The 26,592-nt window shown below is 64.7% G+C and carries 25 protein-coding genes; 14 read left to right on the top strand and 11 right to left on the bottom strand.

Features of this window, described 5'->3' with window-relative positions:
• The first annotated feature begins 26 nt into the window (after positions 1 to 26).
• Together BC1002_RS21045 and BC1002_RS21040 are read left to right on the top strand one after the other, a co-directional pair.
• A complete protein-coding gene (locus BC1002_RS21045) occupies positions 27 to 254 on the top strand; it encodes a DUF1653 domain-containing protein (protein WP_013092014.1) in 228 nt (75 codons plus the stop codon).
• Positions 255 to 290: 36 nt separating this feature from the next.
• Positions 291 to 485, top strand: coding sequence for a YqaE/Pmp3 family membrane protein (locus BC1002_RS21040; protein WP_013092013.1), 195 nt, complete (start codon positions 291 to 293; stop codon positions 483 to 485).
• A gap of 61 nt (positions 486 to 546) precedes the next feature.
• Here the strand turns inward: BC1002_RS21040 and BC1002_RS21035 are convergent, their stop codons facing one another.
• Positions 547 to 855, bottom strand: a complete 309-nt coding sequence (locus BC1002_RS21035) for a 2Fe-2S iron-sulfur cluster-binding protein (RefSeq protein WP_013092012.1) — start codon at positions 853 to 855, stop codon at positions 547 to 549.
• 305 nt (positions 856 to 1,160) lie between these two features.
• On the opposite strand from BC1002_RS21035, the gene BC1002_RS21030 reads away from it, so the two are divergent.
• Positions 1,161 to 1,451: a DUF1488 family protein gene (locus tag BC1002_RS21030; RefSeq protein WP_013092011.1), complete on the top strand. Its 291-nt coding sequence runs from the start codon at positions 1,161 to 1,163 to the stop codon at positions 1,449 to 1,451.
• Between the two features lie 165 nt (positions 1,452 to 1,616).
• Here the strand turns inward: BC1002_RS21030 and BC1002_RS21025 are convergent, their stop codons facing one another.
• The 7 genes from BC1002_RS21025 to BC1002_RS20995 form a co-directional block, all read right to left on the bottom strand.
• Positions 1,617 to 2,150 (bottom strand): cytochrome b, encoded by a 534-nt coding sequence (locus BC1002_RS21025; RefSeq protein WP_013092010.1) that lies wholly within the window; start codon positions 2,148 to 2,150, stop codon positions 1,617 to 1,619.
• 122 nt (positions 2,151 to 2,272) lie between these two features.
• Positions 2,273 to 3,574 (bottom strand): NCS2 family permease, encoded by a 1,302-nt coding sequence (locus BC1002_RS21020; RefSeq protein WP_013092009.1) that lies wholly within the window; start codon positions 3,572 to 3,574, stop codon positions 2,273 to 2,275.
• Positions 3,575 to 3,737: 163 nt separating this feature from the next.
• Positions 3,738 to 4,232, bottom strand: coding sequence for a YaiI/YqxD family protein (locus BC1002_RS21015; RefSeq protein ID WP_013092008.1), 495 nt, complete (start codon positions 4,230 to 4,232; stop codon positions 3,738 to 3,740).
• A gap of 140 nt (positions 4,233 to 4,372) precedes the next feature.
• Positions 4,373 to 4,639 carry a DUF4148 domain-containing protein gene (locus BC1002_RS21010; RefSeq protein ID WP_013092007.1) on the bottom strand — a complete coding sequence of 89 codons (267 nt, stop codon included), beginning with the start codon at positions 4,637 to 4,639 and terminating at the stop codon, positions 4,373 to 4,375.
• Between the two features lie 228 nt (positions 4,640 to 4,867).
• Entirely contained in the window at positions 4,868 to 5,638 is a 771-nt protein-coding gene (locus BC1002_RS21005) for a slipin family protein (protein WP_013092006.1), read from the bottom strand.
• Positions 5,635 to 7,320, bottom strand: a complete 1,686-nt coding sequence (locus BC1002_RS21000; protein ID WP_013092005.1) for an NfeD family protein — start codon at positions 7,318 to 7,320, stop codon at positions 5,635 to 5,637. The genes BC1002_RS21005 and BC1002_RS21000 overlap by 4 nt, the downstream gene beginning before the upstream one ends.
• 84 nt (positions 7,321 to 7,404) lie before the next feature.
• On the bottom strand, positions 7,405 to 8,451 hold the full coding sequence (locus tag BC1002_RS20995; protein WP_041735025.1) for an AraC family transcriptional regulator: 1,047 nt from the start codon (positions 8,449 to 8,451) through the stop codon (positions 7,405 to 7,407).
• 221 nt (positions 8,452 to 8,672) lie between these two features.
• On the opposite strand from BC1002_RS20995, the gene BC1002_RS20990 reads away from it, so the two are divergent.
• The 10 genes from BC1002_RS20990 (at position 8,673) to BC1002_RS20945 (ending at position 21,186) form a co-directional block, all read left to right on the top strand.
• On the top strand, positions 8,673 to 9,806 hold the full coding sequence (locus BC1002_RS20990) for an acyl-CoA dehydrogenase family protein (RefSeq protein ID WP_041735353.1): 1,134 nt from the start codon (positions 8,673 to 8,675) through the stop codon (positions 9,804 to 9,806).
• A 99-nt stretch (positions 9,807 to 9,905) separates the two neighbouring features.
• A complete protein-coding gene (locus tag BC1002_RS20985) occupies positions 9,906 to 11,597 on the top strand; it encodes an AMP-binding protein (protein ID WP_013092002.1) in 1,692 nt (563 codons plus the stop codon).
• A gap of 151 nt (positions 11,598 to 11,748) precedes the next feature.
• On the top strand, positions 11,749 to 13,290 hold the full coding sequence (locus tag BC1002_RS20980; RefSeq protein WP_013092001.1) for a CoA-acylating methylmalonate-semialdehyde dehydrogenase: 1,542 nt from the start codon (positions 11,749 to 11,751) through the stop codon (positions 13,288 to 13,290).
• 32 nt (positions 13,291 to 13,322) lie between these two features.
• Positions 13,323 to 14,240 (top strand): 3-hydroxyisobutyrate dehydrogenase, encoded by a 918-nt coding sequence (gene mmsB / locus BC1002_RS20975; RefSeq protein WP_013092000.1) that lies wholly within the window; start codon positions 13,323 to 13,325, stop codon positions 14,238 to 14,240.
• On the top strand, positions 14,237 to 15,037 hold the full coding sequence (locus BC1002_RS20970) for an enoyl-CoA hydratase (RefSeq protein ID WP_013091999.1): 801 nt from the start codon (positions 14,237 to 14,239) through the stop codon (positions 15,035 to 15,037). The genes mmsB and BC1002_RS20970 overlap by 4 nt, the downstream gene beginning before the upstream one ends.
• Positions 15,034 to 16,206, top strand: coding sequence for an enoyl-CoA hydratase/isomerase family protein (locus BC1002_RS20965; RefSeq protein ID WP_013091998.1), 1,173 nt, complete (start codon positions 15,034 to 15,036; stop codon positions 16,204 to 16,206). Before BC1002_RS20970 ends, BC1002_RS20965 begins: the two co-directional genes overlap by 4 nt.
• A gap of 338 nt (positions 16,207 to 16,544) precedes the next feature.
• Positions 16,545 to 18,200 (top strand): hypothetical protein, encoded by a 1,656-nt coding sequence (locus tag BC1002_RS20960; RefSeq protein WP_013091997.1) that lies wholly within the window; start codon positions 16,545 to 16,547, stop codon positions 18,198 to 18,200.
• Positions 18,197 to 19,477: a hypothetical protein gene (locus BC1002_RS20955; protein WP_013091996.1), complete on the top strand. Its 1,281-nt coding sequence runs from the start codon at positions 18,197 to 18,199 to the stop codon at positions 19,475 to 19,477. The genes BC1002_RS20960 and BC1002_RS20955 overlap by 4 nt, the downstream gene beginning before the upstream one ends.
• Positions 19,478 to 19,658: 181 nt before the next feature.
• Positions 19,659 to 19,841 (top strand): CsbD family protein, encoded by a 183-nt coding sequence (locus tag BC1002_RS20950; RefSeq protein ID WP_013091995.1) that lies wholly within the window; start codon positions 19,659 to 19,661, stop codon positions 19,839 to 19,841.
• A 250-nt stretch (positions 19,842 to 20,091) separates the two neighbouring features.
• Positions 20,092 to 21,186, top strand: a complete 1,095-nt coding sequence (locus BC1002_RS20945) for an AI-2E family transporter (protein WP_013091994.1) — start codon at positions 20,092 to 20,094, stop codon at positions 21,184 to 21,186.
• 17 nt (positions 21,187 to 21,203) lie between these two features.
• On the opposite strand, the gene BC1002_RS20940 is transcribed toward BC1002_RS20945, so the two are convergent.
• From BC1002_RS20940 to BC1002_RS20930, 3 genes are all read right to left on the bottom strand, one after another.
• The gene (locus BC1002_RS20940; RefSeq protein WP_013091993.1) at positions 21,204 to 22,490 is read right to left on the bottom strand and encodes an MFS transporter; all 1,287 of its coding nucleotides are present in this window, start codon (positions 22,488 to 22,490) and stop codon (positions 21,204 to 21,206) included.
• A gap of 66 nt (positions 22,491 to 22,556) precedes the next feature.
• Positions 22,557 to 23,393, bottom strand: coding sequence for a siderophore-interacting protein (locus BC1002_RS20935; RefSeq protein ID WP_013091992.1), 837 nt, complete (start codon positions 23,391 to 23,393; stop codon positions 22,557 to 22,559).
• A gap of 64 nt (positions 23,394 to 23,457) precedes the next feature.
• The gene (locus BC1002_RS20930) at positions 23,458 to 24,297 is read right to left on the bottom strand and encodes a PadR family transcriptional regulator (protein WP_013091991.1); all 840 of its coding nucleotides are present in this window, start codon (positions 24,295 to 24,297) and stop codon (positions 23,458 to 23,460) included.
• A 1,169-nt stretch (positions 24,298 to 25,466) separates the two neighbouring features.
• Between BC1002_RS20930 and BC1002_RS20925 the strand changes: the two genes are divergently transcribed.
• A complete protein-coding gene (locus BC1002_RS20925; protein WP_238538010.1) occupies positions 25,467 to 26,591 on the top strand; it encodes an ABC-three component system protein in 1,125 nt (374 codons plus the stop codon).
• Position 26,592: the final 1 nt, after the last annotated feature.

Raw genomic sequence — 26,592 nt, 5'->3', positions numbered from 1 at the left:
TGACGCCCAAAATAAGGACATATGCGATGCGCTACCGACACTACAAAGGCGGCATCTACGAACTGGTCTGCGAGGCCACGCTCGAATCGGACCCGACGGTCACGATGATCGTCTACAAGGCGGCCAATGGTACGATCTGGACCCGTCCAGCGACGGTGTTTTTCGAGCTGGTCGAGCAGGACGGCGTCAAGGTGCCGCGCTTTGCGCCGCTCGATGAGCTCAACAACGAAGCAGATGCGTCCCGCTCGGACTAGCGCATGCTGCCTTACTGACAGGAACAGGAAAACCGAATGCGTCTTTTGCTTGCCATCATTCTGCCGTGGTTGCAGTTTTTCACGATCGGCCGTCCGTTTGCGGGCATCATCTGCCTGATTCTGCAAATCACGGTGATCGGCTGGGTGCCGGCCGCCATCTGGTCGGTGTATGCGCTGAGCCAGTACAACACGGACAAGAAAATCGCCCGCGCCATGGGCAACGGGCGGTAACACGCGGCGTCTGAAGCCGTCGGCGAGTGTGGGCGCGTCGCGCTCACACTCGCGCCATCATTCACCCCACCGGTATCACGACCGCATCCGGCACTTCGATCACCACGTCGGTTTCCGCGATCGCCACGCAGGGCAGGATATAACCGTCCGCCTTTTCCTCACGGCTCACACCGGGCCATTCAATCGAATAGCGCACACGCCCAGACGTCATCCGGCACAAGCATGTGCGGCACGTGCCATTGCGGCACGAACGCGGTAAACGCAGATTCGCGAAAGCGGCGGCTTCGAGAATCGTCAGCGAATTGGGTGCTTCGAAGCTGTGGCCGAGCGGTTCGACGCGAACTACAGGCGGGCGGGTGGAGGCGGACATCGTGCGAGTCGGTGACTAGGTGCGCGACACTTTACACGGGATTGGACGCCGCTTTATACCGCGCTGCAACATAGGCAAATCAGTCGCGTAGTCAAGAAAAAATCGGGGAAATCTTGCACCTCGCCCGAACTCGTCTAAAGTGAATCAATTCACCTCCGCGTGGCGCGAATTGACTATGCCGCGTTGAAGTGACGGCCCGCGTCGACTGCATGGGACAAGGAGGAACGAGCGGCTGACGCGATAGCAAGCAATCAGCGCACGCATTACCCGAGCGCATCGCGCGCGCACTCTTCCAGGTGACTCCCATGCAGATCCAATTTCCGAACGAAGCCCCTGAATATTCAGGTCGCGAACTTACTTTGGCGTTTCCGGCAATGGTCGATGGGCAGAGGGTGGAGTGCATGATCACCGCGGAAGCGCTCGAGGATCACTTCGGCGCCGCGTCTCCCCGGCAGGAGGACATGATCGTTGCGTTCGACACGCACCGTCCGCGCATCGAGGCCGCCACGCGCCGGCTGTTGTCGGAAACACGCGCGCAGTGTCTCGTGCTCAGAAGCGGTTACGTGCGCTTTTATGAGGCGAACTGGCGTAACTGACCGACCGGAAGTTATCGGCTGGCTACCGGTACTGAAGCTTCGGCGAGCGCTACCGCTGCCGAAGCGCGCGTTCTGGATTCAGCCGTAACGCTGCGGCTCGCCGGCCGGCGAGCAAGCCGCGACCGAGTCAAACGCATCGGCGGCACGCAGCCAACTCCGTCGCATTCAAATGATCCGCCGCAGCGCCCGATCCTTGAACACCACATGGTGCGCGATCGCCGCGAGCGCATGCAGTCCGATCACCCAGTAGAACACGTTGCCAAGCCACTCGTGCGCGTCCTTCAACAGCGGCCGCGCGATCGAATCCGCACGCACCAGCGTGAAGCTGATGTCCGTCCATGCGAGCGACACCGGCCGCCCGCCCGCGTTGACCATCAGAATGCCGAGCAGCGGCTGCGCGAAGATGAACACATAGAGCGCGAGATGCGCGGAGCGCGCGACAAAAGCGAGCAGCCGGTTGTTTTCGAGTTCCTCGGGCGCGCCGGCCCACAGTCTCCATAGCAGCCGCAGCACGGCCAGCGCGAGCACCAGCGTGCCCGCCCAGAAATGCACGCCGGTCCAGAAATCGCGGCTGTCGGAGCCGCGCGGTCCGCGGATTTCGATGGCCAGATAGGCCAGCGCGACCAGCAGAAAAATCACCCAGTGGAAGAAAATCGCGGGCCTCGTATAGCGGTCCGTCGTGCGGTTATATGAGGACATGGCAGCTCCTGGGGGCGGCGACCCGTGTCCGCTGCGACCCGGGCGATCGTCGTTCGAAAGATCGGATGATAAACGGTCCCCGAACCCGAGGACACATTCGCCCCCCAAACCGCCCGACTTCCTCACTCGCTGCCGAGATAGAAATACCGGAACAGGAAGATCGCCGCGATGATCCACACGACCAGTTTCACCTGGCGCGCCTGGCCCGTCAGCAGCTTGAGCGCCGCGTACGAGATGAAGCCGAACGCGACGCCGTTCGCGATCGAGTAGGTGAACGGCATCAGCAGCGCGGTCAGCGCGGCCGGCACGACTTCGGTCGCGTCGTCCCACGGCAGGTCGACCAGTTCTCGCAGCATCAGGCACGACACGTACAGCAGCGCGGGCGCGGTCGCATACGGCGGCACCACTTCGGCGAGCGGCGCGAAGAACAGCGCCGCGACGAACAACAAGGCGACCGTGATCGCAGTCGCGCCGGTACGGCCACCGGCCTGCACGCCGGACGCGCTTTCGATATACGCGGTCGTCGACGACGTGCCGAGCATCGAGCCGGCGAGAATCGCGGTGCTGTCGGCGAGCAGCGCGCGATTCAGCCGATGCATCTTGCCTTCGACGAGCAGCCCCGCGCGGTTCGCGACGCCCATCAGTGTGCCGGTCGCATCGAACAACTCGACGAGGAAGAACACCAGTACGACGTTCAGAATGCCGCTCGACAGCGCGGTGCGGATATCGAGCTTGAACAGCGTCGGTGCGATCGACGGCGGCATCGACAAGACGCCGTGAAACTGGTTGCCGCCAAAGAAAAAGCTCAGGATCGTCACGCCGACGATACCGATCAGGATCGCCCCGCGCACGCGCAGATGATCGAGCGTGACGATGCCGAAGAAGCCGATCGCCGCGAGCACGACGTGCGCGTCATGCAGGTTGCCGAGCGTGACGAGCGTGGCCGGATTGCCGACCACGATGCCCGCTGACTTCAGCGAAATGATCGCGAGAAAGAGGCCGATACCGCCGGTGATCGCGATCCGGATCGAATGCGGAATGCCCTTGACGATCACCTCGCGCACGCGGAACAGCGTGACGATCAGGAACAGGCAGCCGGAGATGAACACCGCGCCGAGCGCGGCCTCCCACGTGTAGCCCAGGCCCTTGACGACCGTGTACGCGAAGTACGCGTTCAGGCCCATGCCGGGCGCGAGCGCGATCGGGTAGTTCGCGTACAGACCCATGATCAGCGACGCGAGCGCGGACACGATGCACGTCGCGACGAACACCGCGCTCTTCGGCATGCCCGCGTCGCCGAGAATCGCCGGGTTCACGAAGATGATGTAGGCCATCGTCAGGAAGGTGGTCACGCCGGCTAGCACTTCGGTGCGCAGGTTGGTGCCGACGGCGTCGAAGCCGAAGTAGCGTTTGATCGAGTCCATGGGGCGGTTTTTCTCTTTCGTCGTTCAGAAAGTGTTTTTGTGATTGAGGCAGTCGCCGCGCGGCCTGGCAAAACGGGCCGCGCGGCGGCGTTACCGCGGAATTGTAAACACGCACGGCGGCGCCCCGTCGCTTGCGGCTGCGCCGGCAGGCCGCCCGGGCCCGTCAGGCGGGCGGTTTGCCGGGCGACTGTGGCGCCGGCGCATCACCGCGCGATGCATGACGCGCGAGCCAGCGATCGAGTTCGCCAGCAAACGTCTTGCCATCCCGCGCGCTGAAGGCGGACGGACCGCCCGTGTCGACGCCGCTCGCGCGCAACTGGTCGAGCATCGAGCGCATCCGCAGCCGTTCTTCGATCGTGCCGGGCGTGTACCAGTTGCCGCGCGGATCGAGCGCGTGGGCGTTTTTTGCCAGCACGGCGGCGGCGAGCGGGATGTCGCCGGTGATCACGAGGTCGCCCGCGACGACCCGCTCGACGATCAGCTGATCGGCGGCGTCGAAGCCGGCTGGCACCTGAATCGCGCGGATCAGCGGCGACGGCGGCACGCGCAGGAATGCATTGGCGACCAGCGTCAGCGGCATGCCGGTGCGGCGCGCGGCGCGATAAAGCATGTCCTTGACGACGGCCGGGCAGGCGTCGGCATCGACCCAGATTGGCATGGTGCGGGTTCCGGCTAGGTGCGGCTGGTGTGCTGCGTGGGAGGAAGGGACGGACGGGATGATACCTTGCCGCGACGCAAAGGATTCCCATGCCGCCCGCGGCGGGCGGCATTCAGGCTGCGGGTACGGCAGCGACTGCTTTACTGCACTGTCGTCGGGGCGAGGCCTTGCCGCTCCGCGCGGCGTTGCGCGACGATGCGCCCGGCTTCCTGCGCGTTCTCCGGATAGTTGACCCAGTCGTTCGGATCGTAGCCGGCGGCGAGCCATTCGATCAGGTCGGCTCTGACCTGGGCGCGCGTTTTCGGCGCCGACGGGTCGGTGGGCTGCATCACCGCTTGCGCGTAGACGGTGCTGATACTCACGGCGGCCACCAGCGCGCCGAGTCCAATGCGGGAGAACAGATTCATGGCGGGCTCCTGCGGAGCGGAAAACAGCCGGGCCTGGTCGTTTTTCGGTGCGCGCCGGGTGAGGCGGTAGAAGGCAGCGCACCATTTCTTCTGCCGGCAAATCGAACCCGCCGCGAACCGCGTTCCCCAAGTGAGCGCAAGCAACGCGGAAAGCGGCGGGTTTGCTTAAAACTTCAAAAATTCGACGCTAGTCGATGCCAAATGGGTGTCCTGACAAATCTCGTCCTATCACGCCGAAGGCTTGTTGAACCGTTCCATCACCGCGCTCACCAGGTCGATCGGCAGCGGGAACACGATCGTCGAGTTCTTGTCGGCGGCGATCGTCGTCAGCGTCTGCAGATAGCGCAGCTGCATCGCCTGCGGCTGGCGCGCGAGGGTCTGCGCTGCTTCTAGCAACTGCCGCGACGCCTGCAACTCGCCTTCCGCGTGAATCACCTTCGCGCGCCGCTCGCGCTCGGCTTCGGCCTGACGCGCGATCGCGCGGATCATCGTTTCGTTGATATCGACGTGCTTGATCTCGACGATCGATACCTTGATGCCCCACGCATCGGTTTGCGCGTCGAGCACCTTCTGGATGTCGGTGTTCAACTGCTCGCGTTCCGACAGCAGCTGATCGAGGTCGTGCTTGCCGAGCACCGCGCGCAGCGTCGTTTGCGACAGCTGGCTGGTCGCCTCGAAGTAGCGCGCGACCTGGATCACCGCCTTCTCCGGATCGACGACGCGGAAATACACGACCGCGTTGACCTTCACCGACACGTTGTCGCGCGTGATCACGTCCTGCGTCGGCACGTCGAACACGACGGTGCGCAGATCCATGCGAACCGCCTGCTGCACGACCGGAATGATCAGCACCAGGCCGGGCCCCTTGACCTTCCAGAAGCGGCCGAGCATGAACACGACGCCGCGCTCGTACTCGCGAAAGATCCGCACCGACGATGCGATCAGCACGGCCACGAGCAGGATCAGGATGCTGCCGAAGCCGAATGTGAAGCCGATCATGAGGGTTCTCCTTGTCCTTGTAACGGGGCGGCCGGCTTGACGGGCACCACGGTCAGCGTGAGGCCGTTGCGCGCGGTGACGCGCACGCTCTGCCCCGGCGCGGCCGGCGTCGTGCTCGACACGCGCCAGCGCTCGCCGTGCACGCGCGCCCAGCCGCCCAGCGGGCCGCTGGCCGAGTGTTCGGGTTCGGGCAGCAAGCCGCCGTCCAGCACCACGCCGACGCAGCCGATCAGCGCCTCCGAGCCCGTCACGACCGGCCGCCGCCGCGCGCGCAGCGCAAGCCGCGACACGCCCAGCACGAACGCGGCGCTGAACACGACGACCGCGGCGATCAGCGGCAGCGGAATGCCGTAGCCGGGCACGTCGGTATCCATCAGCATCATTGCGCCGACCACGAAGGCGACCACGCCGCCGAAACCGAGCGAGCCGAAGGTCGGCAGGAACGCTTCGCCGATCAGAAAGGCGATGCCGAGAAAGATCAGCCCGAGGCCGACGTAGCTGACGGGCAGCATCTGCATCGCGAACAGGCCCAGCAGCAGGCTGATCGCGCCGACCACGCCTGGCAGCACGAAGCCCGGATTGGCGAATTCGAAGAACAGGCCGTACATGCCGAGCATCAGCAGAATCAGCGCGACGCTCGGATCGGTGATCACGGCGAGGAAGCGGCTGCGCCAGTCGGGTTCGAGCGTGATCAGCGGCGCATGCGCGGTCTGCAGCGTGACGCTGCCGGCGCTCGTGACGACCGTGCGGCCGTTCACCTGGCGCAGCAGGTCGGGCACGTCGCGCGCGACGATATCGACGACGTGCTGCGCGAGCGCTTCTTCATCGGACAGGCTCACCGCTTCGCGGACCGCGCGCTCGGCCCAGTCGGCGTTGCGGCCGCGCATCTGCGCGAGGCCGCGGATGTAGGCGGCGGCATCGTGGACCTGCTTGCGCAGTTCGGTCGATTGGGTGTCGAGCGGCAGCGCGCTGGAGGCTTCGGATGACGCGCCAGGCGACGCAGGCGCGGACGCGGGCCCGGACGCGCCGCCGGGCAGCGTGCGCATGTCCGGCAGTCCCGGCGTGCCAGGGGTGGCTGGCGTTCCCGGTGTTGCAGGGGTTCCCGGTGTTCCGGGCGTGCCCGGCATTCCCGGCGGGCCGCCGGCGGGCGGTTCGTTGCCGCCGATGCCCATCTGGATCGGCGTCGCGGCGCCGAGGTTGGTGCCCGGCGCCATCGCCGCGATATGGCTCGCATAGACGATGTAGGTACCGGCGCTGGCGGCGCGCGCGCCGCTCGGCGCGATGAAGGTCGCGACCGGCACCGGCGAGGCGAGGATCGCCTTGATGATCTGCCGCATCGACGTATCGAGGCCGCCGGGGGTATCGAGTTGCAGCACCGCGAGCTGCGCATGCTGGCTGGCCGCGCGCTGCAAACCCCGCACGATGAAATCGGCGCTGGCCGGCCCGATCGCGCCATTCACCGGAATCACCTCGACGCTGTTCGCGGTCACGGCAGCAACGTTGGCCGCGCTCGCCGCATTGGCTGCTTGCAGCGGCGCCCACGCTTCGCGCGTCGCGAAGCCGAACGCGCATAGCACGCCGAGCACGGCGATGCCGCGCATCAAACGGCCCGCGACGCCGCCGCGGATAAGCGGCCTGCGCGGACCGGACTGCCGGAGCGGGAGACGCGGAGTCGTGTTCATCGCTGACGGCCGTCGCGCCAGCCGGTGCGAACCGGCGGCGCGGGCCCATACCTCGATCAAGGCTGGCCGGTTGCCGCTTAAAGCTTAGTCCGATTCGGCGCGTCGCGTGAGATCGAGCCCCGTTGCCCGGGCCGGCCGATAGTCGGTCGGGCGCATGCCGGTCCATTTGCGGAACGCGCGATGAAACGCGCTCGGCTCCGCGAAGCCGACGGCGTTCGCGATATCGGCGATCGTGCGCTGCGTGCGCTGCAGTTCGGCAATCGCGATGTCGCGTCGCAGCGCGTCCTTGATCGACTGATACGTGTGGCCCTCCTGCTTCAGATGCCTGCGCATCGTCGCCTCGGCGACGTGCAGACGCGCGGCCATCTGATCGGCGGCGGGCCAGCCCGACATCGGCAGCGCGCGCAGTGTCTTGCGCACGCGCGCGGCGAGCGAACCCGGATTGCGGTACTTGACGATGAAGCTGCCCGGGGCATCGCGCAGAAACGGGCGCGCCGAGCGCGAAGTCTGGATCACCGGCAGTGCCAGAAACGCGGGGTCGAGATCGACGTAGGACTCGGGCTCGTCGAAATACATGTCCTCGCAGAACATCAGCCGGTATTCGTGCGCGGCCGGCGGCGCGGCGCAGCGAAAGCGCGCTTCGAGCAACGGAATACGCCGGCCGACGAGCCAGCACACGAGTCCGTACACGAGGATGAAATACGTCGCGTAAGCGAACATCGCCGGCTTGCGCGCGCCCGAGCGTTCGACGAACTTCAGGCGCACGCGCTCGGCGTCGGTGTCGATCGTCGCGCCGAGATCGTCGAGCACCAGCCGCATGAAGCCGACCGCGCGCGCGAGCGCCTGCGCGCCGTTGCGCGCGCCGAGCGCCATTTGCGTCATCGCGATGAAGCTGCCGCTTTTCATCGGATGCGAGTCCTGGCCGAAGAACTCGTCGTCGAGCGCGCGCGCGATGCCGGCCCACAGCGCGCCGTATCGGGCCGACGACACCCGGCTTTTCGGTGACGCGAGCATCGGCGCGGCGATGCCGGCCGCTTCGGCGAACGTACCCGCATCGAGGCCGCGCGCCGTCGCGAGCGCGAGCGTTTCCTCTACGAGACTCACGGAGATCGTGCCTTTGTCGCTTTTCATCGGAATCCGGTTTCTCTGGCAAAAGCGCTCAGCATCGGTTGGCTCGTGGTTCGCGAAGCCCCAGAAATGGCGAGGCTCCATGCATGCGCATGGTAGCAGTATGGCAAAAGCGCTCAGCAAATATGAGCGCAGCGAGCATCGAGTGGCGCGGGCCGCTTGCCTACACTTGCCGCATCACCGAGATCGCCAGCACGGCCGTCAGCACCCGCGAGGACGCAGTCATGGACAGCTTCTACACCGACGAACAACGGATGATCCGCGACGCCGCGCGCGACTTCGCCACCGAATGTCTCGCACCGCACGCGGCGCAATGGGATCGCGACGCGCAACTGCCGGCCGAGGTCGTCGCGCAGATGGGCGAGCTCGGCTTTCTGGGCATGATGGTGCCGGCCGAGTGGGGCGGCTGCTACACCGACTACGTCGCCTACGCGCTCGCGCTCGAAGAGATCGCGGCCGGCTGCGCCGCCTGCGCGACGCTGATGAGCGTGCACAACTCGGTCGGCTGCGCGCCGATCCTGAACTTCGGCAGCGCCGCGCAGAAAGACCGCTATCTGCGCGAGCTTGCCACTGGCCGCACGATCGGCGCGTTCTGCCTGACCGAGCCTCAGGCGGGTTCCGAGGCGAACAATCTGCGCACCCGCGCGGAGCGGCGCGACGGACAGTGGATTCTGAACGGCAGCAAGCAGTTCGTGACCAACGGCGCGCGCGCCGGTCTCGCGATCGTGTTCGCGGTCACCGATCCCGAACGCGGCAAGCGCGGCCTGTCCGCCTTCATCGTGCCGACCTCGACGCCGGGCTTCGACGTCGGCCGGCCGGAGCACAAGCTCGGCATTCGCGCGTCCGATACCTGTCCGATCTCGCTCGATCGCTGCGCGGTCCCCGAGGCCAACCTGCTCGGCGAACCGGGCGAGGGTCTGCGCATCGCGCTGTCGAATCTCGAAGGCGGGCGCATCGGCATCGCCGCGCAGGCGGTCGGTATCGCCCGAGCGGCGTTCGATGCGGCGCGCCGCTACGCGAGCGAACGTGAACAGTTCGGCAAACCGCTGAAGGACCATCAGACGATCGCGAACATGCTCGCCGACATGGCGACGCGGCTGAACGCCGCCCGGCTGCTCGTGCATCATGCGGCGCGGCTGCGCTCGGCGGGGCGGCCGTGTCTGTCGGAGGCGTCGCAGGCGAAGCTGTTCGCGTCGGAGCTGGCCGAGGAGATCTGCTCGAACGCGATCCAGATTCATGGCGGCTATGGCTATCTGGAGGACTATGCGGTGGAGCGCCACTATCGCGATGCGCGCATCACGCAGATTTACGAAGGCACGAGCGAAGTGCAGCGGATGGTGATCGCGCGCCATGTTTGAGGGCGGCGTTTGAGCGCACAATAGCCTGGCCGTGGATGCTCGCTTGGCCCACCACGGTGAAAAAAACCGAGCGCGCCCCGCGCCAATCTGGAGACGACGATGACAGCAGCGAAAGCCTTTCTCGAAGCGCGCGATCTGCTAGTGCGCCATCGCACCGACTACGAGCGCGCGTACCGCGAATTCACATGGCCGTCGCTCGGCGAGTTCAACTGGGCGCTCGACTACTTCGACCCGATCGCTCGCAACAACGACAACCCCGCGCTGTGGATCGTCGACGATCCTTCCAGCGACGGCCTGCGTCTGTCGTACGCGCAGATGTCGGAGCGCTCGTCGCGGATGGCGAACTTTCTGCGCGGCGCGGGCGTCGGTCGGGGCGACCGCGTGCTGCTGATGCTGCCGAACCGCGTCGAGCTATGGGACGTGATGCTCGCCGCGATGAAGCTCGGCGCGATCGTGCTGCCCGCCACCACGCAGCTATCCGCCGACGACGTGCGCGACCGCGTGCAGATCGGCGGCGCGAAGTTCGCCGTGGTCGACAGCGCGGAGCTGGGCAAATTCAATGCGCTCGACGTGCCGCTCACGCGCTTGTCGGTCGGCGCGCCGCGCGACGGCTGGATCGATGTCGCCGGCGCGTACGAGGCGTCACCGGATTTCAGGCCGGACGGCGTCACCCGCGCCAGCGATCCGATGCTGCTGTACTTCACGTCCGGCACCACGTCGAAGCCGAAGCTCGTCGAGCATACGCATCAGAGCTATCCGATCGGGCATCTGTCGACGATGTACTGGATCGGCCTGCAACCCGGCGATATCCATTGGAACATCAGCTCGCCTGGCTGGGCCAAGCACGCGTGGAGCTGCTTCTTCGCGCCGTGGAACGCGCAGGCCTGCGTGTTCGTGTTCAACGTCCCGCGTTTCGTGCCGAAAGACACACTCGCCGCGCTGGTGCGTTTCAACGTGACCACGCTGTGCGCGCCGCCGACCGTCTGGCGCATGCTCGTGCAGGAGCCGCTCGGCGACTATCCGGTGAAGCTGCGCGAGATCGTCGGCGCGGGCGAGCCGCTGAATCCGGAGGTCATCGAGCGCGTCAGGCATGCGTGGGACATCACGATCCGCGATGGCTACGGTCAGACCGAGACGACCTGCCAGATCGGCAATTCGCCGGGCCAGCCGGTCGTGGCCGGCTCGATGGGGCGTCCGCTGCCAGGCTACCGCGTCGAACTGCTCGATGCCGACGACCAGGCCGTGACCGAAGGCGAAATCGCACTGCCGCTCGCCGAACGGCCGCTCGGCCTGATGACCGGCTACGCGAACAACGCCAACGCGACCGCGCAGGCGATGCGCAACGGCTTCTATCGCACGTCGGATGTCGCGCTGCGTCGCGACGACGGCTACTACGTGTATGTCGGCCGCTCGGACGACGTGTTCAAGTCGTCCGACTATCGCCTGAGTCCATTCGAACTCGAAAGCGTGCTGATCGAGCACGAGGCGATCGGCGAGGCGGCCGTCGTGCCGAGCGCGGACGCGTTGCGTCTGTCGGTGCCGAAGGCGTTCGTCACCGTGCGCCAAGGCTACGAGGCCGGTCCTGAACTCGCGCGCGCGGTGTTCGCGTTTTCGCGCGAAAAACTCGCGCCGTACAAGCGGATTCGTCGGCTGCAATTCAGCGAACTGCCGAAGACGATCTCCGGCAAGATCCGCCGCGTCGAGTTGCGGCGCCGCGAAATGGAGCGCGCGGCCGAGCCCGCGCGTCTGCCCGACGAGTACTGGGAAGAGGATTTCCCCGACTTGCGTTGACTGTCTTTATTTCTCGCCATTGCTGGTTTTGCCGCCCCGATTTTGAATCGCACGCGTCGAATTCGAGCTTCGGATTCAACGCGTCGGGGCACCGTTTTTTCTTCCCTATCGCTGTCCGGCCGCCGCGCGGCCATCGCACAGGAGTTTCAGCATGAGCACCCTTGCTTCGAACGAGACCAGCCGCGACGTTGCCGGCGCCGTTGCTACCGTCAAACTGCTGATCAACGGCGAGTTCGTCGAATCGAAGACCACCGAGTGGCGCGACATCGTGAACCCGGCCACCCAGGCGGTCCTCGCACGCGTGCCGTTCGCGACCGTCGCGGAAGTCGACGCGGCGGTGCGCAGCGCGCACGCGGCGTTCAAAACGTGGAAGGACACGCCGATCGGCGCGCGCATGCGCATCATGCTGAAGTACCAGGCGCTGATTCGCGAACATATGCCGCGCATCGCGAAGACGCTGTCGGCCGAGCAGGGCAAGACGATTCCCGATGCCGAGGGCGACATCTTCCGCGGTCTGGAAGTCGTCGAGCATGCGTGTTCGATCGGCACCTTGCAGCAGGGTGAATTCGCCGAGAACGTCGCGGGTGGCGTGGACACCTACACGCTGCGTCAGCCGCTCGGCGTCTGTGCCGGCATCACGCCGTTCAATTTTCCCGCGATGATCCCGCTGTGGATGTTCCCGATGGCGCTCGTGTGCGGCAACACCTTCGTGCTGAAGCCATCCGAGCAGGACCCGCTGTCGACGATGCAGCTCGTCGAACTCGCGCTCGAAGCCGGCGTGCCGAAGGGCGTGCTGAACGTCGTGCACGGCGGCAAGGAAGTGGTCGATGCGTTGTGCACGCATGAACTGGTGAAGGCGATTTCGTTCGTCGGCTCGACGGCGGTCGGCACGCACGTGTATCGCCTCGGCAGCGAACACGGCAAGCGCGTACAAGCGATGATGGGCGCGAAGAACCACGCGGTCGTGCTGCCCGACGCGAATCGCGAACAGACGCTCAACGCGCTCGCCGGCGCCGCGTTCGGCGCGGCCGGTCAGCGCTGCATGGCGACTTCGGTGGCGGTGCTGGTCGGCGCCGCGCGCGAGTGGCTGCCCGAGCTCGTCGCGAAGGCGAAGACGCTGAAGGTCAACGCCGGGCACGAGCCGGGCACCGATGTCGGGCCGGTGGTGTCGCGCGCGGCGAAAGAGCGCATTCTCGGTCTGATCGACGTGGGCGTGAAGGAGGGCGCGACACTCGCGCTCGATGGCCGCGATGTGAACGTGCACGGCTATGAGCAGGGCAACTTCATCGGCCCGACGGTATTCAACGACGTCACGACCGACATGGAAATCTACCGCACCGAAATCTTCGGGCCGGTGCTCGCGGTGGTGAACGTCGCGACGCTCGACGATGCGATCGCGCTCGTCAACGCGAACCCGTTCGGCAACGGCGTGGGCCTGTTCACGCAAAGCGGCGCGGCGGCGCGCAAGTTCCAGAGCGAGATCGATATCGGCCAGGTCGGCATCAATATTCCGATTCCGGTGCCGGTGCCGTTTTTCAGCTTCACCGGTTCGCGCGGCTCGAAGCTCGGCGATCTCGGTCCGTACGGCAAGCAGGTCGTGCAGTTCTACACGCAGACGAAGACGGTCACCGCGCGCTGGTTCGACGACGACACCGTCAACGATGGCGTCAACACGACGATCCGCCTGCGTTGAATTGCGCTAAAGGCACCCACGGAGACGACATCATGAAAATAGGCTTTATCGGACTCGGCAATATGGGCGCGCCGATGGCTTTGAACCTGCTGAAGGCGGGCCACGTCCTCAACGTGTTCGACCTCAGCGTGGAGGCCGTGCGCACGCTCGTCGACGCGGGCGCGCAGGCGGCGGCCTCGCCGAAAGCCGCCGCGAGCGACGTCGAATGCGTGATCACGATGCTGCCCGCCGCGGCTCACGTGCGCAGCGTGCTCGTCGCGGACGACGGCATCCTCGCCGGCATTGCGCCGGGCGTGCCGATCATCGACTCGAGCACGATCGATCCCGCCAGCGTGAAGGCGTTTGCCGAACTCGCCGCGGCGCATGGCAACAGCTTCGTCGATGCGCCGGTCTCGGGTGGCACGGGCGGCGCGGCGGCGGGCACGCTGACCTTCATGGTCGGAGGCAGCGCGAGCGCATACGAGCAGGTCAAGCCCGTTCTTCTGGCGATGGGAAAAAACATCGTCCATTGCGGCGATACCGGCACCGGCCAGGTCGCGAAGATCTGCAACAACCTCGTGCTCGGCATCTCGATGGCGGGCGTCGCGGAGGCGATGTCGCTCGGCGAGGCGCTCGGCATCGACACGAAGGTGCTCGGCAGCATCATCAATACGTCGACCGGGCGTTGCTGGAGTTCGGACACGTATAACCCGATGCCGGGCGTGATCGAGACCGCGCCTTCGTCGCGCGGCTATACCGGCGGCTTCGGCACCGACCTGATGCTGAAAGACCTCGGACTCGCCACCGATGCCGCGCGCGGCGTGCGTCAACCGGTCTATCTCGGCGCGCTTGCGCAGCAGCTTTATCAAACGATGAGCACGAACGGCGCGGGACGTCTGGACTTTTCGGCGGTGATCAAGCTGTATCGCTCGCGAGACCGCGGCGGCGACGGCCACGGAGGCACGCAATGATCGAGCTCGATTACGCGCACGACGGCGCCGTTGCGTTGATCACGTTGAAACGGCCGCCCGCGAACGCCTTCACGCCCGACGGTCTGCTGCAATTGCAACGCACCGTCGAGCAGTTGAATGCCGATGCGCGCGTGCGCGCGCTGGTGATCACCGGCGACGGCCCGAAGTTCTTCAGCGCGGGCGCCGATCTGAACACGTTCGCCGACGGCGATCGCGAAGTCGCGCGCACCGCGGCGGCGCGTTTCGGCGCGGCGTTCGAAACGCTGCAAAATGCGCGGCCTGTCGTGATCGCGGCGCTCAACGGCTTCGCGATGGGCGGCGGTCTGGAATGCGCGCTCGCATGCGATATCCGCATCGCCGAGCAGCATGCGGTGCTGGCGCTGCCCGAGACCGCGGTCGGACTGCTGCCTTGCGGTTGCGGCACGCAGACGCTGCCGTGGCTGGTCGGCGAAGGCTGGGCCAAGCGGATGATCCTGACCGGCGAGCGCGTCGATGCGGCGAGCGCGCTGCGCATCGGTCTGGTCGAAGAAGTGGTGGAGCGTGGCGCCGCGCGTGAAGCCGCGCTGAAGATGGCGCAGCGCGTCACCGGTTTGAGTCCGCAGGCAGTCAGCTTCAGCAAGGAGCTGATCCATCAGGCGCGGCATGGCGTGCCGCGCGCCGCCGCGCTCGCGCTCGAACGCGAGCGTTTCGTCGATCTGTTCGATGGCGCGGATCAGCGCGAGGGCGTCAACGCGTTCCTCGAAAAACGCGCGCCGCGCTGGCAGACGGGCCATGCACCACGGGAGACGCAGCGATGAGCACTTTGCAAAGCGTTGCGATCGAAACGCGCGACGCGTCGAATGCACAGGCCGAAGCGGACGTGCTGTTTCGCGTCGTCAACCGCGTGGCGATCATCACGCTGAACCGGCCTGCCGCGCTCAACGCGCTGTCGCACGCGATGGTGCGCGAGCTCGCCGTGCTGGTCGAGCATTGCCGCACCGATCCCGGGATCGTCGCGCTGGTGCTGAAGGGCGCCGGCGACAAGGGCTTTTGCGCGGGCGGCGACGTGCGCGAAGTGCATCGGCTCGTGACCCAGGGCGACCCGCGCTGGCTCGCATTTTTCGTCGACGAATACCGGCTCGACTACGCGTTGCACACGTTTCCGAAGCCGGTGGTGGCGCTGCTCGACGGCATTGCGATGGGCGGCGGCATGGGCCTCGGCCAGGCGGCGCGGTTGCGCATCGTGACCGAGCGCAGCCGCATCGCGATGCCGGAGACGCGCATCGGCTTCGTGCCCGACGTCGGTGCGAGCCGCTTTCTGAACGTGATGCCGGCCGAGCTTGCGCTGTACGTCGGCCTGACCGGCGCGACGCTAGCGGGGGCCGATGCGATGCGCCTGCAACTGGCCGACCTGTGCGTGCCGGCGGACTGGCTCGCGAGCTTCGAGGAGCGGTTGCAGCGCATGTCGCACGACACGTCGGACACGGGGCGCATCGACGCGCTGCGCGCCGTGTTCGAGCCGCCGTGCAATATCGTGCCGCACGCGCCGCTCGGCGCGCTGACGCAGCTGATACTGCGCCACTTCGACCGGCGCTCGGGCGTCGAGCGCATCGTCGCGACGCTGCGTCAGGACCTCGAACGCGAACCGCCGCGCGAGGTGCGGCAATGGCTGCAAGCGACCTACGACGCACTGACCGCCCATTCTCCGACGATGCTGCACGTGACGCGCGAAGCGCTGCTGCGCGGCCGGCAGATGACGCTCGCCGACTGCTTCCGGATGGAGCTCTGCATCGTGAAGCGCGCGATCGAGGAAGGCGATTTCCGCGAGGGTGTCCGTGCGCAACTGATCGACAAGGACCGCCGGCCGCGCTGGTCGCCGGCAACGCTCGCCGATGTCCAACCCGAGCGCGTGCGGCATTTCCTGAGTTCGCCGTGGCAAGACGACGCGCATCCGCTGGCGGCGCTGGGCGCGGAGCATGGCGACTGACTTGCGCGCCATCGCGCATGCCGCAAGGTGTGCGCGAGGAGCGTCGCCCCGGCGTCCGCGCGCCAGCCTGGAGCGCCAGCGCCCTTAGGTCTGCCTGACATCACGACTCCCAACGTCCCCCATCAGGCGCCCGGTGCCGATTGTGGTGTGACGCACACAGACCACGCGCGTTAATTGACATCCTCCCGGGCGCAATCTTAGATAGAGAGTTCAGCCCCGTCCCGACTGGCAAAGCCTGCCCATAGCCCTCATCACGGGCGCTCTTCCGACCTACGGTGCGTTCGCACGTCACCGTTTCCCGCATTTTCGTGCTCTTGATCGGTCAGGAGGCAATGTGCATGGAAAAGCCGTCAGATGAGAATCGCCGCTCCGAACCCTTCGGCGACAAGCCCGATTCCCGCGTCGAGCAGGGCCCCAGCGCAAAAAAGCTCGTCCTCACTGCGCTGGGCGGCATTGCGGTTGTGGCTGGGAGCATTGTCTACTGGGTACTTACGTTTTCGCATCGCGTGCCGGATGCGAATTGCTTTCCTCCCGGCATCGAGTGCTTTAGAAAGATCGCCGCGGTGATGAAGGAAGTCAGCGACGAGGAGCGCGCAACCAGCATAGGCGAGAGCTGGCTGCTTGCGTTGCTGGTCACGGCCTTCACGTTCCTGGTCTTCTATGTCCATATTTGCCGTGGCGAGGAAGAGCGGGCTCGGACCATCGCCGAGCGTGAATTCGAAGAGCGGAAACGTATCGCTGAAGAGGAAGGGGAACCCGCGCCCGAAAGCATCTCCCGTTCGAAGGGGGTAATCGGCATCCTGCGAAAGTGGTTCGTGTCGCGCTGGTGGATTCCCGTGTTCTGCTATTTCCCCGCGGTATTGCTGTTCGGCGGAGAAATATGGGAGGGTTATACCGATGCGGTCGTACTCGCGTTGGCGCTCGCCGCCATCTACGTGGCCGCCGAACACTATTCCGCGCTCGAACAGCAGCGCAAGCTCGTCGATGAGCAGGAAGCGGTGCTCGAGACCATCCGCAAGGAACTCAGCGACAAGGTGGCCAGCATCGATAACGCGATGGGCACGCGCTACGGTCTTCGCGTGATTTACGACGCCTATCGCGACCCGAACCGCGACCCGAATCGCGACCAGTCCCGCGCGGACGAGCGAAAGCGTTTGCAGCCTGGCGCGGCGCCGCAAGCTCGGGGCGGCGCGGCGAACGTTCACGAGTCGGAAAAAGGCATTTTCTCGATCTATCGTTTTTTCGATATCGACAAGCAATGGTGGGCGCGCGAGTCGTGGGACGAGTATTGCAGCAGCCCCGCGGCGACGCTCTATCGGACCTTGAAAGAAGGCGCGCGCACGAAGATGACGCTGGTTACGCCGCTCGAATATCCCGAGTTCGACGGCGAATCGATGCAGGACAAGGCACTCTTCTTCGGCAAGTTCATTGGCCTCGTATGGCATTACGTCGTGTTGTGGCACGTACGGCGCGCGCTCCAAGGCGACTCGAAAGAGCTCGTGTGCGAGCACAAGATCCGCATTGCGCAGACCTCGCTGTGGCTGCATGTGGTCGACCGGACCGTCTATCAGATCCTCGGCGACGATCGCGGCAAAGACGTCAAGGTGCGCAACCTGACGCACGACATGGATGAGATCTCGGTATCGCTCGCACGCTGGGCCAAGCGCGAAATTCAAACGCTGGCGGCGCGTGGCTCGACCGCCGAGGAGTACATCTGCACCTGCCTGACCGACGCCCATCACGCCATACCCGCGGACGGTGCGGCCACCTTCGGTCAGAACGAGGATCACATACTCGAAAGACTCGGCTTCAAGGAGTGGGCGAACGAGGGAGACGCGCCGTCGGGCATTCGCAAGAAAGTGTTGGCGGCACGCTGCAAGGCATTGATCCGGTATGCCGTGGCGATCATCGCCGCGTCCGAGCCGAGGCAGACGGCGACGATCGATGGCCAACACGATCCTTCGATCAAAGAGATAGCAGCGGAGGTCGAATGATGAGCACTTCCATCGATGCGATGCTGGCCGACCTGGAGATCATCAGCGACCTGGTGATGTCCATCGTGGTGCCGACGAAAACCACGGACCGCTCGAATTTCACGACGCCGATTTCGTTGATGGTCAGGCACCGTCTGGTCGGCGGACAGTCGCCGCTTGCCGATCGCGACGTGCGCGCTCTCGTCGACCGGCTCAAGGCCTGCGCCAGCGCGCTGTGCAAGGTCGGATCGGGCAGGAAGCTGCTCGCCGACCGGCAGTTGATGCGGGGCATTCCCGCAACGCCTTATCAGGCGAATCAGTTCTATGTCGAGTTGCTGACCGCGGTGTCGCTCGGCCTGTACTTCCTCGGCGTGCCGATCGGCGAGCCGTGGGATCTGGTGCAGACCTGGGCCGACGAGGAGGGCGGCGGACTGCCGAACGGCATCTGCGTGGCGAAGGCGATCGGCGATATCGTGCGCTCGTCGCGCAAGTGGCAGCCCACGTTGCCGGTGGAAGCCGATGCGAACGAGCGCGCCAAACGCCGGGCGTCGACGGATCTGATCGTCCATTCATTCTTGCCGATGATCCTGTTTCGCGATCTGATGCTGTGGGGCGGCGGACAGCCGGAACCGGAGAATGCGGGGTTGCCGGAACATCCGTCGATTCGCAGCCAGACGGCGACCGGGCCCAGCGAAGGTGACGAGTCGGATGAAAGGTCTTTACTCGTACCGTCGATCCATGCGTTGGGGCGCTGTTACGAAGTGTTGCAACTACAACTTTACCTGCGGGCCGGTTATCCGATTTACTATGCCGTGCCAGAGGACATTCTGAAGGCCGAAATCTTGCGGTCTTGCGCGGCGGGAAAATCCACCGAGGAGTGCTGGGAAGAAATGTGCGCATTCCTGCGGGACAAGATCTTCCGCGGCAAGCTGCCGGACGCCGGCAATCTGCAGAAGCAGTGCATCTATGTGATCGACCGGACCAAGCCTCCCGCGTGCTTCATCAATCACGATGCGGGGCTGTTGACCTTCGAGGGCATCGATCTCGACGTGGGCAGCCGGGAACTACCGTTACCGGCGAGCTACATGCTGGACGAACGCAGGGAGCGCTACCGCAAGAGAGTGCTTTCGTTCAAGCCCGCGGATGACGATGCCGCGCTGCGGAACCTTTTGAATGGCGCAAAGAACAAGGAACTTTTCAAGCATATCTTTCACGGCTCGAAAGACGGTCATCCCGATCCGGCTCACGGCAAGGATGCCGCCAACGACGCCGCGAAGGGCGCCGTCACTGTGAGGTGACGAAGCGCGGCGCAGTGGGTGTCGGGAACGCTGCATGCTAGGAATTTTCAGGTTGCTCCCGACGCGAATCGCGTGGTCAGAAGCGATTCGCGCCGTCACGAGGCGCGTCGCGCCGTACGTTGGCTGTTTCGTTGCAACGCCAGCAGGCAACTCCAACAGTCAAACCCAGCAGGAAGGCACCATGGACAGGAATCGTGTAGAAGGTAAAGCGAAGGAGCTCAAGGGCTCGGTCAAGGAAGCGATTGGCAAGGTCACCGGTAATCGCGCGAAGCAGGCCGAAGGAGCGGCTGAGAAAATCGCCGGCAGGATACAGGCGAGAATCGCCGAAGAAGCTGAAGAGGAACGTGAGCGCGTGAAGAGCTAGCGCGTCGCGGTTTCGTGTATTCCAGCTTCAACTATCCGCACTGCCCGGATTCGGGCGCATCAAGAGTCAGGCACGCGAGCCGTGCATTGACGCACCACGTGCATAGCGCCTCGCACGCCGTCGGTGCTCGCCGCGTCGCGCCGTCGCGGCGCGGCGTTCGACACACGTATCGTGTAAATTTCTGTTACGGTCCAGAGTCAGCCGGCGCGGTCTTTGCGTCGGTACCGCATCGCTCATTCGAGGACGCTTCATGCTGGGATTCGACGTCGGCGCGGCAAGGAAAGTCTGGACCGCGTCTCTGCTCGCACTGCTGTTTTTTGTCATCTATGTCGCGTCGACGACGGTGCTCGTCATCGTGTTCGCGGTGTTCTTCAGCTATCTGATCTACCCGATGGTCGCGCTGGTCGAACGCGTGAGGCCGCGCCGCGTGCCTCGCGTCATGTCGATCGCGGTCGTGTTCGTCGTCGTGGTCGCACTGCTCGCGGTGGTCGGCTCGCTGTTCGGCGTGGAATTGCAGGATCAGGCGACGCACCTCTTCACGCAATTGCCCGGACTGCTGCGCACCGACGTGCCGAACCGTTTCCCGTTGCCGCATTTTCTCGAACCGCTGCGCGAGCGGATCGTCGATTTCGTGCGCAGCCAGATCGAGACCGGCTCCGACAAGGCCGTGCCGTTGGCGCGCAGTCTCGGGCTCGGAGTGGTCCATGCGGCGAGCAACCTGATCTATCTGGTGCTGATACCGATCCTGAGCTTCCTGCTGATCAAGGACGGCGAACGGATGCGCGACGCGTTTCTCGCGTTGCTGAACAGGCGGCATCGCGTGCTGTGGAGCGAGATCGTCGACGATGTGAACGTGCTGCTGTCTAAGTACGTGCGCGCGCTGCTGTTTCTGTCGCTCGCCACGCTGTTCGGCTATGGCGTCGCGTTCTCGCTGCTCGGCGTGCCGTACGCGTTCCTGCTCGCGGTCAGCGCGGGGCTGCTCGAATTCGTGCCGTTCGCGGGGCCGCTGGCCGCGGTCGCGATCACGCTGGTGGTCGCGGTGTTCAGCGGCTATCCGCACCTGTTGTGGCTGGTGATTTTCATCGGCCTGTACCGGCTGTTTCAAGACTACGTGCTCAATCCGTATCTGATGAGCGAAGGCGTCGAGGTCAGTCCGTTTCTGGTGATCGTCGGACTGCTCGCCGGCGACCAGCTTGGCGGCGTCGCGGGGATTTTTCTCGCGGTGCCCGTGATCGCGACGCTGAAAATCGTGATCGGCCGGGCGCGGGTGTTTTACTCGGCGTCACACGAGCAGGGCGAGGCCGCGCGGCGCGCGCTGACCGGCAGCACCGACGACGAGATGTAGCGCGCGGCGCGGCATGGCTAACCTTCTCCGGCGATGTGGGCTTCGATGCCAGCAGCACGAGGCATCGTCGCGCCAGCGTCGCTGGCCGGCGCCGCTTCGCGCGGCGCAGCCTTCACACGCGAGACCCACAGCACCGCTGCGCACGCCACCGCCACTGCCGTCCAGCCGACGGTTCCATATCCGGCGATGCGGCCATCGGCCGACGTGCTCAGCATCAGCCCGCCGAGCCACGCGCCGGTGCCCGTGCCGAGCGCCTGCAGCGCGCTGTTCGCGCTCAGGAACGCACCGCGTCGGGCGGGCTCGGGAACCGTGGTCAGCAGCGCCTGCATCGGCACCATGCGGCCGTTCATCAACACGAGGAAGCACGGGAAAAACAGCACGAGCGCGTAGAACGGCAGGTCCGGCAGATGCGTGACGAACAGCACCGGCACGAACGACAGCAGCGCCGCGCAGCGGAACACGCGCTGCGCGCCGAAGCGGTCGGCGAGCCTGCCGACGAGGCGCGACGTGAAGAAGGTCGCCGCACCACCGCCCATATACAGCCACGACAGCTGACGCGGCGTGACGCCGTGATTGGCGACCAGCGTCGGCGAGATGAACGGAATCACCAGCATGTGCGCGATCATCATCACGAACGTCAGCGCGAACGCATTCAGATGCCGCGGGTTGCTCAGCAGTCTCCACAGCTCGGGCAGCACTTCCGCGAGCGGCGGCTGCCTGCGGCTCAGATGGGCGGCCAGCGACGGCACCTGTCGCGAGGCCGCGAACCACACCAGCAGCGACAACGCGACCAGCAGGAAGAACGGCGCCGCCCAGCCGAACTGCGCGCCGAGCATCACGCCGGCCGGCACGCCGGCGATCGCCGCGAGCGAGAACGCGGTCATGATCGTGCCGGTCGCGGCGCCGCGCCGCTGCAGCGGAATCACGTCGCCGACGATCGCCATGATCACGGAGCCGAGCACGCCGCCCGAGATGCCGGCGAATGCGCGCGCGGCGAGCAGCAGCGCGAAACTCGACGCTAGCGCGCACGCGAGGTTCGACAGCACGAACAGCGCGTAGATAGCGAGCAGCAGACGGCGCCGGTCGAAGCGGTCGATATAGGTCGCCGCGAACAGGCCCGACAGCCCCGAGCACCACGAATACGCGGACACCGCCGTCGCGAACGAGGCCGGTGCGATCTGGAACGCGCTCATGATCTGCGGGCCGAGCGGCATCATCACCATGAAGTCCATGATGATCGTGAACTGCGTGAGCGCGAGCACCCACAGCAGGTGACGTTCGTGCCGTCCAGTGATTGAGTACATCGGTTGATTTCCCCTTGTTGTTGTTCGAAGTACGCCGCTGATGCCGCGCGCCACGTGAGCAGGAGCTCAGTCGTCGATCGTTTCGTGGACCGCGACGGCGCCCTGTTTCCAGTAGCTGGCCGCGCGAATCCGCGCTTTGTCGACGCCGCGCTCGCCGCACAGATACTGGCGCACCGCGCGGATCGTCGCCGCTTCGCCGGCGGCCCACACGTAGCCTTCGCCGTTCTCCGGCAGCCAGGTCCCGCGCACAGCGTGCAACAGCGCTTCGCCGCGCGTGCCGGTCTGCGTGTCGGCTTCACTGCGATAGCACCAGACGAGATGCAGTTCGGCCTGCGTCGTGAACTCGATGCGCGCCGACGGATCGGCGACCTCGATTACCGCGGCGACGCGCCTGCCGGCCGGCAACTCTTCGAGACGGCGCGCGATTGCGGGCAGCGCGGTGTCGTCGCCGATCAGCAGATGCCAGTCGAAGCCGGTCGGAATCACCATTGAGCCGCGCGGGCCGCCGACACCCAGATACTGGCCCACCTGCGCTTGCGCGGCCCACGTCGCCGCGGGGCCCGCATCGTGCATCGCGAACTCGATGTCGAGTTCGCGCGCGTCGCGATCGAAACGGCGTGGCGTGAAATCGCGCGCGGTCGGCCGCTTGCCTTCGGGGAACACCGGGCCGTCGGGGCCGGCTTGCGGCAGCGTCGGTTTGTCGGCGCCAGGTTCGGGGAAAAAGACCTTGATGTGGTCGTCAAACGACGCCGACACGAAGTCGTGCAGATCGTCGCCGGTGAAGGTGACGCGAATCAGGTGGGGCGTCAGCGCGCGCACCTGTTTGACCTGCAGCAGACGAAACTTCAACGGATGCCGCACGCGATGTACGGCGAGATCAGGGCGAGTGAGTTGTTCTTGCATGAGGGTGGTGCTCCTGTTCGGTTTGGGAGGACGCGCGGGTTGTCTCGTGGACGAGCGCGGGTTGTCAGACGGTCGGCGCGCTGTCGTTGCCGGTCTTTGCTTTGTCGCCGTTGCTGCCGCCTTCGATTTCCCTGGCCGCGCGCATCAGGATCGCGGCGATGCGGCGCTGCTCGTCGGCCGGCGCGTTGTCTCGGCGCAGCAGCGCATTCTTCAGCGTGCGGCGCGCTTCGTTTAGCTCCGGCACCCAGCCGCCTTCGCTGACGTCGGCCGGCTCTTCGCCGGCCAACGCGCGGCGCACCGAATCCATCTTGCGGGCGATATGCGAGAGCCGCGCGAACATCAGCTCGACGCGCTCGCGGTTCGCGGCCAGATATTCGCGGCCCGCATCCGCCAGCTCATAGCGCTTGCGGTTGCCTTCGAGCTGCACGGTGACGTAGCCGAGTTCTTCGAGATAGGTCAGCGCCGGATAGACCATGCCGGGGCTCGGGCTGTAGAAACCGTTCGAGCGCGTTTCGAGCGCCTTGATCAGTTCGTAGCCGTGACTCGGCTGCGTGTCGATCAGCGATAGCAGCAGCAGTTGCAGATCGTCGGAGCTGAATTTGCGGCCACGCGGGAAGCCATCGCCGTCGCCGCCGAAGCCGCCCGGGCCGCTGCCGAAACCGCCATATCCACCCATGCCGCCGGGGCCGCCATGACCGCCGAAACGTGAGCCGCGGCCGCCACAGCGCCGCTCGTGATGATGGCCGAAACCGTGAAGCAACACGTGGAACAGGAAGTGGTGACGAGGGTCGGGGGAAGCGCCCCGGCCGGCGACATCGCCCGCATGCGGCGACGGATGACCGAAGCCCGCGTGATAACGGTTCTGCGCGCCGTGCGGACCGGAAAAACGATGAGGATGACGCATCTGGGAGTCTCCCATGAGTGTCGTAAGATGCATCTTAAGATATATATCTTAAGATAGTCTGTCAAACACTTTTTATCCGTGCACGCACAGACCGCTATCGGCGCACACTAAAGTCTGCGGGAACGAAGAAAACTCCATTCAGAGACCAAAAAGTCTGCGGGAAGGCCGAAATTCGCTGTGCAGTGCACAATTTTTCACACTAATTGCTATCAAAAGGCGAATTTAATAGCCGCAGGAGGAGCCGCGGTACCGTTCAAGGGGAATATTTCTTGAGTGCTAGCGGGCAACTCAGCGGTAGAAGTTCAGCAGTTTTCCGTTTCGTGCTGCCGTGAAGATGATTGGCGATAATGCGGGGTGGAGTGCTCGGCACCGCCCCCTTCGGCGAAGCCATCTTTCCGTGCCAGATCATTTGCGAGTTGGTCCCATTCGTCCGCGCGTCGCCGGAACGGAATCAAGCGCTTATCGCATGGATAGTATCTACCGCTGTCTACAGCTCAGCCGCCTAGCCAAACGCCACCGTGGACGTTTGATATCTGTGTTTCCCGGCGCTTTTTGCGCAGTCGAAGCTGCGCGTTTGCATGAACGTTCCAGGCGCGGACGCGAATGTGATAATGTTCGCGGACAATTATCTGAGACTCGCGACAGGTGCGGGACCCCTCTGTCTCTCCGACGGAGGCCAACGTTTCGTGCCGAATCGTCGACCCATCTGACTTGAGGCTTAGCGCGCTCACAGCGGAATTGACGCAAGTGCCCTGCCGCCCATTCCGGAGCGCGACAGCAGTATGCATTCGTATTAGCGTGGCTTGCTGTATGAGTGACATTGACGGGTTTCGGGACGGATGAGCCGACAGTCCATTGACATTGTGCGCGTGCATCGCACTGCGTCGCGACGTCACCTGTGGAGGGCGAGGAGAATCGCGGCTTCAAGGTGATAACATTCACAATCGGGGAAAACTTGTGCCTATTGAAAAATGGGCCTTGAACTGGTTGGCTCGACGCGTTTTAGGTTTGTAGAGATTGATCTGAATGCGTCTTGATTGACTGTTATCGGAATATGAGAACTTAGAGATATGTCGGAGACCAGAGGTGTAGAGCGATTTAGTGCTCGGGACTCAGCACTGGGATACCTTTTTCAAGTGCGGCTTGCGCTCCTGTGGACGCTCAGGCGATTGCGGACTCTCGACGAATTTAACGTCGGCCTTGAAACGCTTGACGACGTTGTGTTCGAATCTGAAGGGCGGCCGACCGACCTCCTTCAAGCTAAGCATCGCTTAAAGCGCGTCGCCGTACTTTCCGATGCGAGCCCCGACATTTGGAAAACATTTCGAATCTGGCTTGTCGCGCGTGCAGCCGGGCAAACTGATCCTGCAACACGACTCATCCTAGTTTCTACCGGCGTGTGCGTTGCTGGTTCCGCCGCATACATGCTCGGTGACGATGATCAGAGAGACGAAGCGGGCGCGCTTGCTCTTCTAATAACGGCTGCCGAGACATCAGAATCACAGCAAAATGAAGAAGGTTGTGCGCTATTTTTAGCGCTCTCCGACTCGGACAAGCGGGCATTCCTGAGGAATGTGTTCGTTCTTGACGGTGTTGCTACTGTCGTTGACGTCGAAGCAGAGTTGCACACCGAGCTTCGATTGGCTGTGCCGAGGCCACAAATCCCGAACGCCCTTAACGCCCTGGAAGGCTGGTGGTTCGGCCAGGCAGTAAAACAGTTGTCCTCGCCTGGGGGGCTGCGGACTGTGTCGTCGCAGGCGGTTGAACTTAAGCTAACGGACATTCGGGAGCAATGTCGTGCAGATGCTTTGCTCATCGACAACGAGATTCTGCAGAAGAAGCTGGATGAAGCAGCGCTCAACGCATACGCACGTTATACGTTCGCGAAGCAGGTGACGCTTGTTACAAAAAACCAAAGACGATTGAACCGCGCAATCACCGACTATTTTCGGGCCTTTGCGCAAAGATCCGCGTGGCTACGTGAAAATCTCCTGCTTCAAGAGAACGATGATGACTTTCGTCGTGAGCTCTATGAAGCTTGGGACGTCCGGTTTGCCAGAGCGCTGGATCTTCTTGATGCCGCCGCAAGCGAACAGGAACGTATCGAGGCAGGCGAGGCGCTGTTGTCTTGGGTTGAAACGGAGGCCGACGCAAGCCTCAAGGCTGGCTTTAAGGCATCGTGGATGGCACGAGGTACCCTGCACGAATTGTCGAATGACCGCGAGGTTGGATGGCATCCGGATTATTTTGAGTTGACAACTCCCGACGTCGAGTCAGACGCCCAGGAGAAGTGAG

Source organism: Paraburkholderia atlantica, assembly GCF_000092885.1.
Classification (GTDB): domain Bacteria; phylum Pseudomonadota; class Gammaproteobacteria; order Burkholderiales; family Burkholderiaceae; genus Paraburkholderia; species Paraburkholderia atlantica.
The sequence above is the reverse complement of the archived record's forward strand: the minus strand, read 5'-3'. Positions and strand labels throughout refer to the sequence as shown.

Bases quoted from the DNA above. Each gene is read 5' to 3' on its own strand.
- BC1002_RS21045 (WP_013092014.1), top strand. From the start codon at position 27: ATGCGCTACCGACACTACAAAGGCGGCATCTACGAACTGGTCTGCGAG.
- BC1002_RS21040 (WP_013092013.1), top strand. From the start codon at position 291: ATGCGTCTTTTGCTTGCCATCATTCTGCCGTGGTTGCAGTTTTTCACG.
- BC1002_RS21035 (WP_013092012.1), bottom strand. From the start codon at position 855: ATGTCCGCCTCCACCCGCCCGCCTGTAGTTCGCGTCGAACCGCTCGGC.
- BC1002_RS21030 (WP_013092011.1), top strand. From the start codon at position 1,161: ATGCAGATCCAATTTCCGAACGAAGCCCCTGAATATTCAGGTCGCGAA.
- BC1002_RS21025 (WP_013092010.1), bottom strand. From the start codon at position 2,150: ATGTCCTCATATAACCGCACGACGGACCGCTATACGAGGCCCGCGATT.
- BC1002_RS21020 (WP_013092009.1), bottom strand. From the start codon at position 3,574: ATGGACTCGATCAAACGCTACTTCGGCTTCGACGCCGTCGGCACCAAC.
- BC1002_RS21015 (WP_013092008.1), bottom strand. From the start codon at position 4,232: ATGCCAATCTGGGTCGATGCCGACGCCTGCCCGGCCGTCGTCAAGGAC.
- BC1002_RS21010 (WP_013092007.1), bottom strand. From the start codon at position 4,639: ATGAATCTGTTCTCCCGCATTGGACTCGGCGCGCTGGTGGCCGCCGTG.
- BC1002_RS21005 (WP_013092006.1), bottom strand. From the start codon at position 5,638: ATGATCGGCTTCACATTCGGCTTCGGCAGCATCCTGATCCTGCTCGTG.
- BC1002_RS21000 (WP_013092005.1), bottom strand. From the start codon at position 7,320: ATGAACACGACTCCGCGTCTCCCGCTCCGGCAGTCCGGTCCGCGCAGG.
- BC1002_RS20995 (WP_041735025.1), bottom strand. From the start codon at position 8,451: ATGAAAAGCGACAAAGGCACGATCTCCGTGAGTCTCGTAGAGGAAACG.
- BC1002_RS20990 (WP_041735353.1), top strand. From the start codon at position 8,673: ATGGACAGCTTCTACACCGACGAACAACGGATGATCCGCGACGCCGCG.
- BC1002_RS20985 (WP_013092002.1), top strand. From the start codon at position 9,906: ATGACAGCAGCGAAAGCCTTTCTCGAAGCGCGCGATCTGCTAGTGCGC.
- BC1002_RS20980 (WP_013092001.1), top strand. From the start codon at position 11,749: ATGAGCACCCTTGCTTCGAACGAGACCAGCCGCGACGTTGCCGGCGCC.
- mmsB (WP_013092000.1), top strand. From the start codon at position 13,323: ATGAAAATAGGCTTTATCGGACTCGGCAATATGGGCGCGCCGATGGCT.
- BC1002_RS20970 (WP_013091999.1), top strand. From the start codon at position 14,237: ATGATCGAGCTCGATTACGCGCACGACGGCGCCGTTGCGTTGATCACG.
- BC1002_RS20965 (WP_013091998.1), top strand. From the start codon at position 15,034: ATGAGCACTTTGCAAAGCGTTGCGATCGAAACGCGCGACGCGTCGAAT.
- BC1002_RS20960 (WP_013091997.1), top strand. From the start codon at position 16,545: ATGGAAAAGCCGTCAGATGAGAATCGCCGCTCCGAACCCTTCGGCGAC.
- BC1002_RS20955 (WP_013091996.1), top strand. From the start codon at position 18,197: ATGATGAGCACTTCCATCGATGCGATGCTGGCCGACCTGGAGATCATC.
- BC1002_RS20950 (WP_013091995.1), top strand. From the start codon at position 19,659: ATGGACAGGAATCGTGTAGAAGGTAAAGCGAAGGAGCTCAAGGGCTCG.
- BC1002_RS20945 (WP_013091994.1), top strand. From the start codon at position 20,092: ATGCTGGGATTCGACGTCGGCGCGGCAAGGAAAGTCTGGACCGCGTCT.
- BC1002_RS20940 (WP_013091993.1), bottom strand. From the start codon at position 22,490: ATGTACTCAATCACTGGACGGCACGAACGTCACCTGCTGTGGGTGCTC.
- BC1002_RS20935 (WP_013091992.1), bottom strand. From the start codon at position 23,393: ATGCAAGAACAACTCACTCGCCCTGATCTCGCCGTACATCGCGTGCGG.
- BC1002_RS20930 (WP_013091991.1), bottom strand. From the start codon at position 24,297: ATGCGTCATCCTCATCGTTTTTCCGGTCCGCACGGCGCGCAGAACCGT.